The 16,166-nt window shown below is 67.9% G+C and carries 13 protein-coding genes and 2 tRNA genes; 14 read left to right on the top strand and 1 reads right to left on the bottom strand.

The window, feature by feature from the left end:
• From VMJ70_10665 to lon, 7 genes are all read left to right on the top strand, one after another.
• Window positions 1–453 (top strand): hypothetical protein (locus VMJ70_10665; GenBank protein HTO91580.1); only part of this gene is annotated, 453 nt, incomplete at its 5' end.
• Between the two features lie 4 nt (window positions 454–457).
• Window positions 458–1,600 (top strand): hypothetical protein, encoded by a 1,143-nt coding sequence (locus VMJ70_10660; GenBank protein ID HTO91579.1) that lies wholly within the window; start codon window positions 458–460, stop codon window positions 1,598–1,600.
• Window positions 1,601–1,714: 114 nt separating this feature from the next.
• A tRNA-Leu gene (locus tag VMJ70_10655) sits at window positions 1,715–1,796 on the top strand.
• A 55-nt stretch (window positions 1,797–1,851) separates the two neighbouring features.
• Window positions 1,852–3,147: a trigger factor gene (tig, locus tag VMJ70_10650; protein ID HTO91578.1), complete on the top strand. Its 1,296-nt coding sequence runs from the start codon at window positions 1,852–1,854 to the stop codon at window positions 3,145–3,147.
• A gap of 43 nt (window positions 3,148–3,190) precedes the next feature.
• Complete coding sequence (gene clpP, locus VMJ70_10645) at window positions 3,191–3,775, top strand: ATP-dependent Clp endopeptidase proteolytic subunit ClpP (GenBank protein ID HTO91577.1); 585 nt, start codon at window positions 3,191–3,193, stop codon at window positions 3,773–3,775.
• Window positions 3,776–3,799: 24 nt separating this feature from the next.
• On the top strand, window positions 3,800–5,059 hold the full coding sequence (gene clpX, locus VMJ70_10640; protein HTO91576.1) for an ATP-dependent Clp protease ATP-binding subunit ClpX: 1,260 nt from the start codon (window positions 3,800–3,802) through the stop codon (window positions 5,057–5,059).
• A gap of 60 nt (window positions 5,060–5,119) precedes the next feature.
• The gene (gene lon, locus VMJ70_10635; GenBank protein HTO91575.1) at window positions 5,120–7,630 is read left to right on the top strand and encodes an endopeptidase La; all 2,511 of its coding nucleotides are present in this window, start codon (window positions 5,120–5,122) and stop codon (window positions 7,628–7,630) included.
• On the opposite strand, the gene VMJ70_10630 is transcribed toward lon, so the two are convergent.
• Window positions 7,627–8,325 carry a DUF2461 domain-containing protein gene (locus VMJ70_10630; protein HTO91574.1) on the bottom strand — a complete coding sequence of 233 codons (699 nt, stop codon included), beginning with the start codon at window positions 8,323–8,325 and terminating at the stop codon, window positions 7,627–7,629. The genes lon and VMJ70_10630 overlap by 4 nt on opposite strands.
• Window positions 8,326–8,465: 140 nt before the next feature.
• Between VMJ70_10630 and VMJ70_10625 the strand changes: the two genes are divergently transcribed.
• The 7 genes from VMJ70_10625 to VMJ70_10595 all read left to right on the top strand — a co-directional run bounded on the left by VMJ70_10625 (window position 8,466) and on the right by VMJ70_10595 (window position 16,152).
• Window positions 8,466–9,593 (top strand): alanine--glyoxylate aminotransferase family protein, encoded by a 1,128-nt coding sequence (locus VMJ70_10625; GenBank protein ID HTO91573.1) that lies wholly within the window; start codon window positions 8,466–8,468, stop codon window positions 9,591–9,593.
• Window positions 9,590–10,510 (top strand): hydroxyacid dehydrogenase, encoded by a 921-nt coding sequence (locus VMJ70_10620; protein HTO91572.1) that lies wholly within the window; start codon window positions 9,590–9,592, stop codon window positions 10,508–10,510. The genes VMJ70_10625 and VMJ70_10620 overlap by 4 nt, the downstream gene beginning before the upstream one ends.
• Before the next feature lie 6 nt (window positions 10,511–10,516).
• Window positions 10,517–13,057, top strand: a complete 2,541-nt coding sequence (locus VMJ70_10615) for a SpoIIE family protein phosphatase (GenBank protein ID HTO91571.1) — start codon at window positions 10,517–10,519, stop codon at window positions 13,055–13,057.
• Window positions 13,058–13,171: 114 nt separating this feature from the next.
• Window positions 13,172–14,449, top strand: coding sequence for an adenylosuccinate synthase (locus VMJ70_10610; protein ID HTO91570.1), 1,278 nt, complete (start codon window positions 13,172–13,174; stop codon window positions 14,447–14,449).
• 55 nt (window positions 14,450–14,504) lie between these two features.
• Window positions 14,505–14,580 (top strand) — tRNA-Lys (locus VMJ70_10605).
• Between the two features lie 160 nt (window positions 14,581–14,740).
• Entirely contained in the window at window positions 14,741–14,995 is a 255-nt protein-coding gene (locus VMJ70_10600) for a zf-HC2 domain-containing protein (GenBank protein ID HTO91569.1), read from the top strand.
• Window positions 14,996–15,087: 92 nt separating this feature from the next.
• A complete protein-coding gene (locus VMJ70_10595) occupies window positions 15,088–16,152 on the top strand; it encodes a DUF933 domain-containing protein (GenBank protein ID HTO91568.1) in 1,065 nt (354 codons plus the stop codon).
• Window positions 16,153–16,166 lie beyond the last annotated feature (14 nt).

Here is a 16,166-nt window from a genome sequence, read left to right as displayed (position 1 = left end):
CCGATGTATCGAGGTGTGGCGCAGCTCGCCGGCATGGAGGTGCTCCCCACCGGGGACGCGCCCGATGACGCCTTCGCCACCGCGAAATCGCGCTGGAGCGACTTCGACTACTTCTTCATCCACGTCAAGGGCACCGACATGGCGGGCGAGGACGGAAACTTCGACGCCAAGATCGCGACCATCGAGGCCGTCGACCGCGCGCTGCCGGCGCTGACGGCGCTCGCGCCCGACGTGCTGTGCGTGACCGGGGATCATTCCACTCCGGTTCCGGTGAAGGGCCATTCGTGGCACCCGGTCCCGGTTCTCATTCACGCGAAGTGGTGCGGCGCCGACGGCGCCAGCCGCTTCCACGAAGCCGCCGCGCGCGCGGGCAGCCTGGGCACCCTGGCCAGCCGGGACCTGGTCGCCTTGCTGCTCGCCAACGCCGGCCGGCTCGACAAGTTCGGAGCCTGACACCATGCGTCTGATTCCCGGTGCTTTGCTGTTCACTCTGCTCGGAGCCTCGGCCGCGCTCGCCGCGCCGCCGCCACCGCTCAACAGCGGCCTCTACCAGTTTCCGGGGGCGGTCTACTCGCCGGGCTCGACGCAATCGGGGTCGGTCGCGATGGCGGATGCCTGGCTGGCCGACGAGCCGTTCGACAATCCCGCGGTGCCTCCGACGCGCATCGTCTCGGTGTCGCCGATGATCTACCACATCAGCCGGCAGGATCTCCGCGCGAGCAATCGAAGTCTCGACGAGCAAAGCGCCTACTTCGACGGCGCGGGCGGCTGGGTCGGGTTCGGGAAGGGGAAATGGAGCGTGTTCGCGTACGCGCACCAGCCGACCCTGCGACTCGAGGACAACTCGTACCTCTCGGGTCCGATCGGCCTGAGCCCGGCGCCCACCGAGAATTCGGTCAGCACCCGCGAGTTCCACGGGGGTGCAGGTCTCTCGCGCGCGTTCGGACGGCTGCGGCTCGGAGCCGCGGCCGAGTACACGAAGCGGCAGGACTCCTACTCGAATACCGATCGATCGGGCTCGCCGGTTTCCGGCACGACCGATGTGAGCTTCTCGGGCGACGCGGTCGGCGGGGTCGCCGGGCTCCGACTCGAGCTCGGACCCGAAAAGGGCGTGGGGCAGTTCATGGCCGGCGCCTCGGTGAGATACCTCCCGGAGCTCAAGGTCTCGGGCGATCAGAGCACCGACCTCGTGACCCTCACCTCGACCAGCTCGGTGAGCGCGACCCGCAAGTCCGGCTACGAGGGCGGCGTGAGCCTTCGCTACGTCGCCACGTCCCAGGTGAGGGTGGTGGGAGGCGCCGGTGGCCGCACGTCACAGGAGTGGAGCGGATTCGACGTCACGCGTGGCGCCGGATTTCGCTGGGGGCTGGGCGTCGACTTCCACGACGTGCGTGATCCATGGACCCTGCGCTTCGGCCTCGGACAGGAATCCGATCCCGGGTCGCCCGAACCGCGTTCGGGCGTCGTCGGCATTGGCATCGGCTGGAAGCTCGACACCACGCAGCTCGATTTCGGGCTGGTGCAGCACAATTTCAAGCACAACGGCAGCGCCAGCTGCTATGACGATCGGGTTTTGATCACGGCCGTGATTCCCTTCTAGTCGTCCCCAGCGATGGCCGGGTCCGGGGCACTGAAGCGGGAATGCTATACTCGGTCCGATTTCCGTTACCGATCCGTGAGCCCTCGGCGGGTCGCGCCGGGGCGTAAGCCACGTGCGAGAGTGGCGGAACTGGCAGACGCGCTGGACTTAGGATCCAGTGAGGAAACTCGTGGGGGTTCAAATCCCCCCTCTCGCAGTTCCTCCTCACACAATGGCGCCCGAGAGGGCCTCTGGAGCATCCCAACCCCACCATGAAGCAATCGTCGCGAGAGTCGGGAACCTGGCAGCAGACTCTGGATGTCGAAGTTCCGGTCGAGGAGGTCGAGTCACAGCTCGACCAGCTCGCGCGGGCGGTTCAGCGGCGGGCCGTGCTGCCCGGATTCCGGCGCGGCAAGGTGCCGCTCGACCAGGTGCGCGTCCAATTCGCCGATGCGATCGAGCAGGAGTTCTTCGAGAGTTACCTGCCGCGCGCGACCAGCAGGGCGATCGACGGCGCCGGACTGCATCCGATCGTGCCGCCGCTGGTGCGAAACGTCCGATTCACGCCGGGACAGCCACTCCGATTCGAGGCGGTCGTGGATCTCAAGCCGCAGGTCGAGTCGCCGGAGTACCAGGGATTGCTCCTGCGCCGGTTGCGCCGGCCCGTGGATGACTCGTCGGTGGATCGAGTGATGCAAAGCCTGCGCGAGGATGCCGCGGTGTTCGTGGACCTCGGCCGGCCGGCGGAGCGCGGCGACGTGGTGCTGCTCGATTCCACCCGGCTCGACGCCAACGGGCGCCGCCTTCCGGGGACGGTCGCCAAGAACCGGCGCATCCAGCTCGGCGAGCCTTCGGTGCCGCCGGATCTCGAGAACGGGCTGCTCGGCGCCGAGGCGGGACAGGAGCGGACCGTCGAGGTCCGCTACCCCGACGACTACGGGGTGAGCGATCTGGCGGGCAAACAATTCCGCTATCGGGTGGCGGTGCGGAAAATCCAGGAGAAGAAGCTGCGGACTCTGGACGATAACTTCGCTCGAGAGGTGTTTCAGCTGGAATCACTCGAGGCGCTGCGCGCGAAGGTGCGCCAGAACCTCGAGCGGGAGGAGGAGTTGCGGGTCCGTCGAGATCTCGAGACCGCGGCCACCGACGCCCTGATCCAGCGCAACACCCTCGACTTGCCCGAACGGCTCGTGCAGTGGATGCTGGACCGTGTGATCGGCGAGGCCACCGCGGGCCGCCCCATGAGCGACTCGCTGCGAGGGGAGCTGCAGGCTCACTATCGGCCGGGCGTGGAACGCTCGCTGAGACGGGAGCTGCTGCTCGACGCGGTGGCGCGCGCCGAGAAGATCGCGGCCAGCGACGACGAGGTTGCGGCCGAGATCGACCGGATGGCGCAGGCGGATCCTCGCCAGGCGGCGAAGATCCGGGCCCGGTATCAGTCATCGGAACGGCGGGAAGCGCTGCGCGAGACGGTAGTGGAACGGAAGGCGATGGACCGGGTGCTGGAGCTGGCGAAGGTGAAGGACGAGGTGGCGGGGGAGACTCCGTTAATCGTGCCGGCGCGGTGATCCGGAGAACCGAGGGAGCGGTGCTTCAAGGGGGACACAACGGATGGGCCTGGTTCCGATCGTAGTCGAGCAGACCGGCAGGGGCGAGCGCGCCTACGACATCTATTCGCGCCTGCTCAAGGATCGGATCATCTTCATCGGAACTCCGATCGACGATACGGTCGCCAATCTGGTGATCGCCCAGATGATCTTTCTCGAGGGCGAGGATCCCGATCGCGACATCAACCTTTACATTCACAGCCCGGGCGGGATGGTGACCGCCGGGCTTGCCATCTATGACACCATGCAGTTCGTGAAGCCCGACGTGGCCACGCTGTGCATGGGGCAGGCCGCGAGCATGGCCGCGGTGCTGCTGGCGGCGGGCGAGAAGGGCAAGCGCTCCGTGCTTCCCAATTCGCGCATCATGATCCACCAGCCGCTCGGCGGGACGCAGGGCCAGGCCACCGAGATCGAGATCTACATGAAGGAGATGAACAAGATGAAGGAGCAGCTCAACGCGATCCTGGCCAAGCACACCGGCCAGCCGATGGAGCGTATCCTTCACGACACCGACCGCAACTTCTTTATGTCGGCCGAGGAATCGAAGGCGTACGGGCTGGTCGACGAGATCATCGAGAAGCGGCGCTGAGCCAGGCCGACCCAGGGGAATCGCATGAAGAAACGCATCGCTACGCCGCACCCGATCCGCTGCTCGTTCTGTGGACGCGGACAGGACGAAGTGGCGCGCCTGGTGTCCGGGCCGTCGGTCTACATCTGCAGCGAGTGCGTCAAGCTCTGCAACGACATCCTCGAGGGCGAGCTCGAGCGCGAGCAGCCGTCGGCATCGGGGCAGCTGCCCAAGCCGGCCGAGATCAAGCGCATTCTCGACGACTACGCGGTCGGGCAGAACCTGGCGAAAAAGACGCTGGCGGTTGCGGTCTACAACCACTACAAGCGGATTTTCTCGGCTCCTCCGCCGGGTGAGGTCGAGCTCGAGAAATCGAACATCCTGCTGATCGGGCCGACCGGCACCGGTAAGACCCTGCTCGCCCGCACGCTCGCGCGGTTCCTGAAGGTGCCGTTCGCGATCGTCGACGCCACCAGCCTGACCGAGGCCGGCTACGTCGGCGAGGACGTCGAGAACATCCTGGTCCGGCTGCTCCAATCCGCGGACTTCAACCTGGTCAACGCCGAGCACGGCATCGTCTACATCGACGAAATCGACAAGATCTCGCGCAAGAGCGAGAACCCGAGCATCACGCGCGACGTGTCGGGCGAGGGCGTTCAGCAGGCCCTGCTCAAGATCCTCGAAGGCACCGTCGCCAACGTGCCGCCCCAGGGCGGGCGCAAGCATCCGCAGCAGAAGTACATCGAGGTCAACACCAAGGACATCCTGTTCATCTGCGGCGGGGCGTTCGAGGGGCTCGACAAGATCATCGAGCGGCGGGTGGGGCAGAAAATGCTGGGGTTCGGCGCCGAGATCAAGAGCAAGAGCGAGAAGAATCTCGGCGAGCTGATCGCGCTGGTCGAACCCGAGGATCTGCTGCGCTACGGGCTGATCCCCGAACTGGTCGGGCGTCTCCCGGTGGTGGGCGTGCTCGACTCGCTCGACGAGGACTCGCTGGTCAAGATTCTCACCGAGCCCAAGAACGCGATCACCAAGCAGTACCAGAAGTTCCTCGACATGGAAGGGGTGCGCCTCGACTTCACCGAGGATGCCCTGCGCGCCATCGCCCAGCAGGCGATCAAGCGCGGGACCGGCGCGCGCGGCTTGCGCGCCGTGATCGAGGAGGCGATGCTCGATGTCATGTACGACATCCCGTCGCGCGCCGACGTGATCGGCTGCACCATCTCGCGGGAGTGCATCATCTCGGGAGCGCCGCCGCTGCTCACCTATCGTGGCGAGCGCGAGAAGAAGCGCAAGGAAGCCTGATCCGACTCCTCGCGGTCGAATCCGACGCGTCGAGAACCGGAACTTCTTGAGGAGGACCGCGTGTCTCCGAATTCACGGAAGAGCACCCGGGTGAACAAGCCGCGCCCCGCGCCGGTCGAGAGCGTGGCCGAGAGCGCCCGCCGCCGGCCGGTCCGAATGCTGACCGCGACCCGCGGCGACGAGGTCTTCACCTTCCGCGATCGGCTGCCGTTGCTCCCGTTGCGCGACGTGGTGCTGTTCCCCTACATGACGATTCCGCTGCTGGTGGGGCGCCTGCCCTCGATCCACGCGATCGAGCGCGCGGTGGCGGCCGATCGCATGCTGTTCGTCACCGCCCAGAAGAACAGCGATGTCGCCGATCCCTCGCACGAGGAGCTCTACGCGGTGGGCACGGTGGTGCGGGTGCTCCAGCTCTTCCGCTTGCCCGACGGCACCATGCGCGTCCTGGTCGAAGGCCTGTGTCGCGCCCGCGTCGAGCGGTTCCAGTGGTCCAGCCAGTACTACACCGTGCGGGTCAGCCAGCTCGAGGAGGGCAAGGGCGGCGGCGCCGAAGTGGAAGCGCAGATGCGACACGTGCTCGAGTTGTTCCACGAGTATGCGCACCTCAATCGGCGCATTCCCGACGAAGTCCCGATGACGGCGAGCAACATCGCCGATCCCGTCTCGCTCGCCCACACCCTCTCCGCGCATCTGCTGGTCAAGGTGCCGCAGAAACAGAAGCTGCTCGAGGTGAGCGGCGTGTCGGAGCGCCTGCAAATGCTGGGCGAGGTGCTGGCCGGCGAGCTCGAGATCGTCAAGCTCGAGAAGAAGATCGAGGGCCAGGTCCGCTCGCAGGTGCACAAGAACCAGAAAGAGTTCTATCTCAACGAGCAGCTCAAGGCGATCCGCAAGGAACTCGGCCACCAGAACGAGTTCGCGAGCGAGCTGGAAGACCTCGAGGCGGCGATCAAGAAGGCCCGCATGCCGCGCGAGGTCCATGCCCGCGCCGTGAAAGAGCTCGACCGGCTGTCGAAGATGAGCTTCATGTCGCCCGAAGCGACGGTGGTGCGGAACTATCTGGACTGGCTGGTCGCACTGCCCTGGCGACGCGTGACCCGCGACCGGCTCGACATCCGCGAAGTCGAGAAGATCCTCGACGAAGACCACTACGGCTTGCGCAAGGTCAAGGAGCGGATCGTCGAGTACCTGTCGGTTCTCAAGCTCTCCGGCCAGCACAAGGGCCCGATCCTGTGCTTTGTGGGGGCGCCGGGCGTCGGCAAGACCTCGCTGGGGCGCTCGATCGCGCGCGCCCTCGGCCGGCGCTTCGTGCGCGTGGCGCTGGGCGGCGTGCGCGACGAAGCCGAGATTCGCGGCCATCGCCGCACCTACATCGGCTCGTTGCCGGGCCGCGTCATCCAGAGCTTGCGGCGCGCCGGCACGCGCAACCCGGTCTTCCTGCTCGATGAAGTGGACAAGCTCGGCGCCGACTTCCGCGGCGATCCGGCGGCGGCGCTGCTCGAGGTCCTGGACCCCGAGCAGAATCACACCTTCAACGATCACTACCTCGAGGTCGATTTCGATCTGTCGCGGGTGATGTTCATCTGCACCGCGAATTCACTGTACTCGATCCCGCCGGCCCTGCAGGACCGTATGGAGGTGCTGCGATTGCCGGGCTACCTCGATGGCGACAAGCTCCAAATCGCGAAGCGCTTTCTGGTGCCGAAGCAGGTGAAGGCGGCCGGGCTGGCCGCCGGCGATCTGAGGATCACCGACGCCGCGATTCTGGCGATCGTCAACCGCTACACGCGCGAGGCCGGCGTGCGCAATCTCGAGCGCGAGATCGCGGGTCTGTGCCGCAAGGTCGCGAAAAGGAAGGCGTCGGGTTCGCTGCGCGGCCGCACCACCCTGATGCCCGCCAATTTGCACAAGTTCCTCGGTCCCACGCGCTTCATCGACACGCCGGTCGAGAAGCGCTCGCGGGTCGGGGTGGCGAACGGCCTGGCCTGGACCGAGACCGGGGGCGACCTGCTCACGATCGAGGTCTCGATCCTGCCCGGAAAGGGCGACCTTCAGCTCACCGGCAAGCTCGGCGAGGTCATGCGCGAGTCGGGTCAGGCGGCGCTGTCGTACGCGCGCGCGCGCGCGCAACGGCTCGGCCTCGACAAGTGGTTCTACCGCGACATCGACGTCCACGTGCACGTGCCGGAGGGCGCGAGTCCCAAGGACGGACCGTCGGCGGGCATCACCATGGCGGTGGCGCTGATCAGCGCGCTCACCGGCATTCCCACGCGCCCGGAAGTCGCCATGACCGGCGAGATCACGCTGCGCGGCACGGTGCTTCCGATTGGCGGCCTGAACGAGAAGGCGGTGGCCGCGCGTCGATCCGGCATCCGCACCGTCTTGATCCCGCGCGCCAACGAGAAGGACCTGGTCGAGCTCCCCGATGACGTGAAGGAGAGTCTGGAGTTCGTGCTGGTCGAGTCGATGGATCAGGTGCTCGAACACGCCCTCGAGCGGCCGGTCGGCGTCAAGCCCTCGCCGGAGTCACGCCCGACCGCCGGCGACGATCCGTCGGCGCACTACGCCCACTAGGCGTCGAAGCCCAGCTCCCGGTTGATCCACCGCACCAGCGGCAGCATCAGCTGGAAGTCTCTGGCCAGCTCGGCGGGAAGCTTCGCGCGGGTCACCTCGGCGTCTTTCAGGGAGCGTCCGACCGTGAACGATTGGTGCTTGAGCCAGCGCTCGGCGGGATGACCGCACGGATAGCCGCGCGGCAGGCGCTTCAGCATCCCTTCCTCGCTCAGCTCTCCGAATCGTTTTCGCAGCCGGGGATCCCGTGCGGCGCGCTCGAAGCGTGACAGGTCGCGCGCGATCGCGGCGCGCAGCCGGTTGAGATCGCGACGCGGCGGCATCCACAGGCCGCCGCCCACCATCGAGCCACCCGGCTCGAGGTGAAAGTAGAACCCGGCGCTTCCGCCTTCGGCTTCACGGCCCACTTTGCCTTCACCGGCCCGGTGATAGAACCAGCAGGCGGCGTGGGTCTTGTACGGCGACTTGTCTCTTGAGAATCGGACATCGCGATGGATGCGGAACACCGAACGTCTGGGATCGCCGGTCATCTCGGGTGCGAAACCCTGCATGCGGATGGCGAGTTCCTCGACCAGCTCGCCGATCGGCTCCTTCACGTGCTGCTGGTAATCGTCGCGGTGGGCCTCGAACCAGGTCTTGTGATTGTTGCGGGCCAATCCACGGAGGAAGCGCAGGGAATCGGAGCTGAAGTAGGGCATGAAGGAAGCCTACCGCGGCACCCCCCGAACGTCACGCGGCCGCCTCTGGGCGCGGGTTGACGGGCTCGCGAGTGAACTCCACCATGTCCCGCCTCGTTCGACGTCCATCGCGCCGACTCGCGGAGGAGAAGCGCCGCGCCATGAAGATCCGCCTGTTCACGCCCGGTCCGGTCGAAATCCCGCCGCGCATCCTGCGTGCTCTCGCGCAGGTGCCCCCGCACCATCGCACCGAAGGGTTCCGCGAGACACTCAGCCGCGTCGTCGAGCAGCTGCGCGAGCTTCACGGCACTCGAGGCGAGGTATTCCTGCTCTCCGCCTCCGGGACCGGCGCCATGGAGGCCGCGGTCGTCAATGTGATGCGCGCCGGTGAGAAGGCTCTGGCCATCACCGGCGGCAAGTTCGGCGAGCGCTGGGTGGCGATCCTCGAGGCGTTCGGGCTGGCGGTCGAGGTGGTGGAGGTGCCGTGGGGAAGCGCCGTCGATCCGGGCGAAGTCGCGAAGCGGCTCGATTCCGATCCCGCGATCGCCAAGGTGTACGCGACCCACAGCGAGACCTCGACCGGCGCGCTTCATGACGTGCGCGAGCTGGCTCACATTTGCCGGCTGCGTTCACGCACGCTGATCGTCGATGCGATCACCAGCCTCGCGGTGCATCCGCTGCCCCAGGACGATTGGGGAGTGGACGTGGTGGTGTGCGGTTCGCAGAAGGGCCTGATGGTCCCGCCCGGCATCGCGACCGTGAGTCTCGCCCCGTGGGCCGCGAACCTGATCGAAGGCGATCATCCGCCGCGCTACTACTTCGACCTGCGCAAGGCGCGCAAGAGTGCGCCGCTCGGCGAGACGGCGTTCACACCGCCGGTCAGCCTGGTCCTGGCGCTGGAGGAGGCGCTGGCCATGATCCGGGAAGAAGGTCTCGAGAACATTCACGCGCGTCATCGCCGGCTCGCTCATGCCACGCGCGCCGGCGCCGAGCGCATCGGATTTCGGGTGTTTTCGTCGAGCCCTTCCCACTCCGTCACGGCGCTCACGCCGCCCGCCGGCATCGAGGCGGCGGCGGTGGTGAAGCGGTTGCGCGATCGCCATGGGATCGTGGTCGCCGGGGGGCAGGATCAGCTGAAGGGCAGGATCCTGCGCATTGGCCACATGGGTGCCTACGATCTTGCCGACGTCCACCTGGTGCTCGGGGCGCTCGAGGAATGCGCTTCGGCGCTCGGACAACCGGCGTCCGGAGCGATCGCCGCGGCCACCGCGGCCTGGGACGCGGCGTGAAGGTGCTGGTCTCGGATCGCCTCGAGCCCTCGGCGCTCGCGAAGCTGCGCGCCGCGGGACACGACGTGGTGGAGCGCCTCGGAGTTCAAGGCACCGAGTTGATCGCGGCGCTCGAGGGCTGCTCGGCACTGCTGATCCGCGGCGGCACCCGGGTTACCGGCGAGGTGCTGCGCGGCGCGCGCGGACTCGAGGTGGTGGCGCGCGCCGGCAGCGGACTCGACAACGTCGACGTGGCCGAGGCGCGGCGCCTGGGCATCGCGGTCGTCAATGCTCCGGCCGCGAATTCGGTCTCGGTGGCCGAGCTGGTGTTCGGGCTCCTGCTCGCTTTCGAGCGCCATCTGGTTCCGGCTTCGGCCGGACTCAAGCAGGGAAAATGGGAGCGCTCCGCCTTCGTGGGGGCGGAGCTCGCCGGACGGCGGCTCGGCCTGGTGGGATTCGGAGCGATCGGCCGTGCGATGGCGCGGCGCGCGCGCGCGTTCGAGATGGAGGTGAGCGCGTTCGATCCGCTGCTCTCCAACTGGCCCGCGGAGTTCGAATGGGTGAGCCGGGCCTCACTGGATTCGCTACTCGCCGGTTCCGACGTGGTCTCGCTGCACGTTCCGCTGCTGCCCGAGACGCGCGGTCTGATCGGCGCATCGCAACTCGCACGCATGAGACGTTCGGCGTTGCTCGTGAACGCGGCCCGCGGCGGGCTGGTGGACGAACCGGCGCTCGCCGACGCGCTGCGCGCCGGAGGGATTCGCGGCGCGATTCTCGACGTGTTCGAGTCCGAGCCGCCCGGCTCGAATCCGTTGCTCGGGCTCTCCAACGTGCTCGCGACCCCACACCTCGGCGCATCGACCGAGGACGCCCAGCGTCGCGCCGGGGCCGAGGTGGTCGAGCGCGTGATCGAGTTGCTGTCGCGCGCGGGGTCCTGAGCGGCCATGCTGGGCCCGGCGCTGGCGCTTCTGTTCCTGGTGATCGCCCTCGAGGCGCACCTGCGCGGGCGGAGGGCCGGCGAAGCATCGGTCCGGCGCTCGCTGTTGCTCTTCACCGCCGGCCACCTCGCCGCGGTGACGGCGCTGGCGGCGGTGGGCTCGCCGCGCATGGCCGGCGCGACCGCGGCGCCGCTGGGGGTCGCGGTGGTGGCGGGCGCGGTCTCCTGGCTGGGACTCGCGCGGCTGATCGCCTGCGATTCGCGGCTCGGCGACTGGATCTGGCGCGGGCTCATGGCGCTCCTGTGCCTGATCACGGCTTCGAGCGGCTGGGGCGCTCCGACCTTCTTCGCCTCGATGGGTGTCCTTTCCTATCGCTGGAACCGTCGCTTCGACACGCGCCAGCGCTTCGGATTCGCGGTCTGTGCGCTCGCGCTGTTCGCGCTCGATCTGTGGATCACGATTCCCGGCTCGTTTGGGGGCGGCCCGACGCAGAAGCTCCTGTTCAACGTCGCCCACTGGCTGATGTCGGTGGGCTCGGTCTACGTCTCGTTCGGGGTGCTGGCGCTGCTGTTCGCGTTCGTGCGCGATCCGAGCCTCGGTATTCGCACGGTCGGTCGCCGCCTTGCGCTTTCGCATGTGCTGGTGGTGGTGATTCCGCTGCTGCTGGTCGGTGGCGTCTGGATGGTGACCACCGTGCTAGGCGTGAACAACGATCGCGCGACGGTGGCCGCGCGTGTGCTCGCCGCGGAGGGCGTCGAGCTGCGCCGCGAGCTGGTGGATGTGCTGGCGGCACGGACCGACGCGCGCGAGGCGGCGGCTCGCGTCGTGGCCCATGGCCCGGCCTGGCAGCGGGCGCGGCTGTGGCGCGTCGAGGGAAGTGGCTTCGAGAGGCTGGCGGGAGATTCCATCACCGGCGAGCACGCCCTCGCTGCCTGGGCCGACTCGCTCCCGGCGCATCCGGCTGCGGGCTTCGTGCTGCTCGGAGATTCGCTCTGGTTCGGCGCGGCGGCGCGCGATCGCACCGATTCGACTCGCGCCGCGATCCTGCTCCAGCCCGCCGATTCGATTCTCGCCGGGGACGCCGCGCGGGTGGCGGGTGCGCGCCTCACGGTGGTGACCAACGCAGCCGGCGGGTCGAACGGCAGCCTGGTGATCGGCGGCCCGGGGGCCGACGCGATCCGGACCGAACGCGTGATTGCGAGCGATTCGCTGCTCGAGGTCGAGCGCGGAAGGTCCGGCGGGCGATGGACCCGCGATGATTCGCTGCGGATCGAAGAGGCACGCAAGGTCACGCAGCAGCTGGGACTGGCGAATCGGCGGCTGAGCGCGGCGCGCCGGCGCCCTGGCGTGAGCATCACCACCTCACGCGACACCTTCAATCTGGTCAAAACCACGCCGGGCGCGGTGGTGCTGGCGGGCAAGACGCTGGTGCCGGGCCTGGCCTGGGACGACAGCTCGAAGCGCTGGGTCAACATGCGCTCGATGATGCTCGCCCAGGTACCGGCGCGGAGCGCGCTGGTCGGGCTCTACGAGAGCGTGCGCGAGAATCCCATCACCTGGATCCCGATCTTCCTCATCCTCTCGGTGGCGATGCTCGCCACTCTGGTCGCCGCCTTCGATTTCGCGATGGTGCGCGGCATGGCCGGAAGCATCACGGCCGCCATCGACGCGCTGAAGCGCGGGGCGGCGCGGCTGGAGGCCGGCGTGCTCGATCAGAGTATCGAGGTCAAGGGCGACGACGATCTCTGGAGCGTCGCCGGCACTTTCAATCGCGCGCTGGTGGGACTCCAGCGCGCGCGCGAGCTGGAAGCCGAGAGGACCCGCATCGAGAGCGAGCTGGCGCTCGCGCGCCAGATCCAGGCGCGACTGCTCCCGCTCAAGCCGCCGCGGATCGAGGGCTTCGAGATCGCGGGGGTCAGCGAGTCCGCCCGCGAAGTGGGCGGCGACTACTTCGACCACTTTCCACTCGACGAGCATCGCGTGTTACTGGTGATCGCCGATGTCTCCGGGAAGGGTGTTCCGGCAGCGCTGTTGATGTCGGCGTTCCGGGCCTCGCTGATGAGCCGCGAACTCTCCACCTCCGACCCCGTGAAGCTGGCGGGGCAGCTCAACGAATTCCTCCTGCACAGCGTCGAGATGGGAAAGTTCGTCACCGCTTTCCTGGCGTTCGCCGACTCGCGCGCCGGCACGCTCGACTACGTGAGCGCGGGTCACAATCCGGCGGTGTTGTGGCGCGCCGATGGCTCGCACGAGCTCCTGAACGAGGGCGGCGTGATGTTGGGCATCATGCCCGGTGCTCCCTATTCCGCGGGACGATCGCGATTCGGACCTGGCGATCTGTTGGTGCTCTACACCGACGGCGTCACCGAGGGCGCCGACGCCGCCGGGCGAATGTGGGGCGAGGAGCGTCTCATCGAGACGCTCGCGCACGAGCGCTCGACCTCGTGCGATCGTCTGGCGCGGCTGATCGCCGAGCGCGTGCGCGTGTTCGAGGGCGAGCAGGGCCCGGCCGATGACATCACGTTGCTGGTCGCTCGACGGACCTGAGCGCGTCGCTTCATCCACGCCCGGCAAGTCGGATTCGTCCGGGCGCGAGCGGTTGCCCGCCCCACACCCCTTTGTTAGCGTGCCGCGGCTTCGAACGGAACGGGGGAGGACGCGGTGCCGTGCACGGTGGTGGTGGGCGCTCAATGGGGCGATGAAGGCAAGGGCAAGATCGTCGACGCGCTGAGCGCCGAGTCCGACTTCGTGGCGCGCTATCAGGGCGGACCGAATGCCGGCCATAGCGTCATCCATCGAGGCCGCACGCTGGTGCTGCACCTGGTGCCCTCGGGAATCCTGCAGCCCATGACGCGCAATCTGATCGGTAACGGCGTGGTGATCGACGTGCCGAAGTTGCGCGAGGAAGTTGGCAACCTCGAAGGGATGGGCCTCGAGGTTCGCTCGCGAATCGGAGTGAGCCGCGCCGCGCACGTGATCCTTCCGTATCATCGCGCCGCCGAGGCCGCCGCCGAACAGGGCCCGGGCGCGATCGGCACCACCGGCCGCGGGATCGGCTTCGCCTATCGTGACAAGGCGGCTCGCGTTGGTATTCGCGTCGGCGATCTGTTCGAGGCGGCACGATTCGAGGTGGCGGCGGACCGAAACCTTGCGCGACTGCGTCACGAGTTTCCCGAAGCCGAATCGCTCCACTCGATGAGCGGTGCCTCGCTCCGCCGCGAGCTCGCCGAGGCGATCAGGTGGCTCGAACCGCTGGCGACCGACGTTTCGCTCGAGCTGCACGACGCACTGGCCGCGAATCGCCGGCTGCTGCTCGAGGGGGCGCAGGGAACCTTGCTGGACCTCGATCACGGAACCTACCCGTACGTGACGTCGTCGCCGGCCAGCGCCGCCGGCGCACCGCTCGGGGTCGGCCTCGGGCCACGAGCGGTGGACCGGGTGATCGGGGTGACGAAGGCCTACACGACTCGCGTCGGAAACGGACCGTTCCCGACCGAGATGCCGCCCGAGGAGGCGGCCCGGCTGCGGGAGGCAGGCGAGGAGTACGGTGCCACGACCGGCCGGCCGCGCCGTTGCGGCTGGCTCGACCTGCCCGCTCTGCGCTATGCGGCGCGCGTCAACGGACTCGATGCTCTGGTGGTGACCAAGCTCGACGTGCTCGATCAGTTCGAGGAGATCCGAGTCGCCGAGGGATACGAGCGGGCCGGCAGGAGACTGGCGGGGTTTCCCGCCGACGCGGCCGACCTCGAAAGCTGCCGCCCGCTCTGGCGCAGCTTTCCCGGGTGGCGGAGCCCGACCGGCCACATCAGAAGCTGGCGTGAGCTGCCCCGGCCGGCCCGCGCCTATCTGGAGTGGGTCGAGGGGGCGAGTGGGGTCCGAATCGATCGCGTCTCGGTCGGGGCCGAGCGAGAGGCGGAGATCGACCGCACAGCGGATTGAACTGCAACAACTTAGTGCCGCCGATTGGAGTATGCTGGGTCGTCGGCGGCCAGGTGACCCGTTAGCTCAGTCGGTAGAGCACCTGCCTTTTAAGCAGGGAGTCGCTGGTTCGATCCCAGCACGGGTCACCATCCCGACCCCCCGCCCAAAGGCCACGGGTTTGCCAACTGCGTTACAAATCTGCAAACCTTTCCGGGAGGTAGGTGCATCTAGAGCGTTTGGCGCCCCAAACGGCCGCGCACGAGACACGACCGCGAAGGGGCCGGACCTGGCCTGATGGAGTCACCGGGGATGAATTGTGAGGAGTTGGTCGAGCAGCTCTCGGAGTATCTCGACCCAGACGCTCGTGAAGAGTTGTGCCGGCAGATCAACGAGCATCTGGCCCACTGCAAGAACTGCCGAGTCGAAGTAGACACCGCCCGCAAGACCATTCAGATCGTGCAGAGTCCTCAAGCCGTCGAGACACCGGTGTGGGTGAGTGAGCAGCTGGGGCGACAGCTGGCCCTGGCATACGAAGCGAGGGCCGAAAATCCCGGGACCGATTGACACGCTGTAAGAACCGCCATTAGATTTTCTCCAGTTTCGCGATCCGCGCCCGCGGGGAATCACCCTGCGGGCCGTTCGTTTGAGGGCATTCAATGCAGCGCGTCGGCATCCTCGGCCTGCCGCAATCCGGCAAGACCACGCTGTTCGAGATCCTGATGCAGGGCGCAGGCGCCGAAGCCGCAGCGCCCGGTGGACGCGCGGCGCGCGACCAGATCGGTGTGGTGCGGGTGCCCGACCCGCGCGTCGACCGACTCTCCGCCCTCTACCAACCCAGGAAGACCACCTACGCCCAGGTCCAGTTCGTGGATTCGGCGGCCGCCGGGCAGGGGACGGCGCGGGCCGCTTCCAGGGGCCAGGACCTGTTCTCGGCGGTGCGCAACTGCGAAGCGCTGGTCGCGCTGGTGCGCGATTTCGAGAATCCGGCGGTGCCGATCGAGGGCGGGGTCGACCCGGCGCGAGATCTCGCTCGCCTCGAGAGCGAGCTGGTATTCAACGACCTGGTGATCGTCGAGAGCCGGCTCGAGAAGATCGAGAAGGAATCGCGAGTGGGCAAGTCGCAGAACGAGCGGGAGCGGGAATTGATGGCGCGGTGCCGCGCCGAGCTCGAGGCCGGACGGCCGCTGCGCGGGGAGCGCTTCGATCCCGAGGAGGAGAAGCTGCTGCGCGGCTATCAACTCCTGTCGCGGAAGCCGCTGCTTCAGGTGTACAACCAGGACGATCGTTCGCAGCGCCGCCCGGCCGGGCCGGGGCCGAACACCCTGGCGGTGGCCTTGCGCGCGCACCTCGAGCGCGAGGTGGTGGCGCTGCCGCCCGAAGATCGGGCAGCGTTCCGAGCCGAGCTGGGCATTCAGGAGGACGGGCTTTCGCTGGTCATCCGTTCGTGTTACGAGCTGCTCGGGCTGATCTCGTTCTTCACGGTCGGGCCCGACGAGGTGCGGGCCTGGACGATCCATCGCGGAGAGAAGGCGGTCGACGCGGCGGGAGAGATCCACACCGACCTCGCCAAGGGCTTCATTCGCGCCGAGGTGATCGGATGGGAGAAGCTGCTCGAGGCCGGGAGCGAGGCCAAGGCCCGCGAGAAGGGCTGGCTGCGGCTGGAAGGCCGGGCCTACGAGGTGCAGGACGGCGAATGTCTCGAGATCCGATTCAACAAATGAAGCACGCGCCCGTC

Origin of the sequence: Candidatus Sulfotelmatobacter sp. (assembly GCA_035498555.1) — a bacterium.
In the GTDB taxonomy this organism is placed as follows: domain Bacteria; phylum Eisenbacteria; class RBG-16-71-46; order RBG-16-71-46; family RBG-16-71-46; genus DATKAB01.
This window is presented reverse-complemented; position numbering and strand designations above follow the sequence as displayed.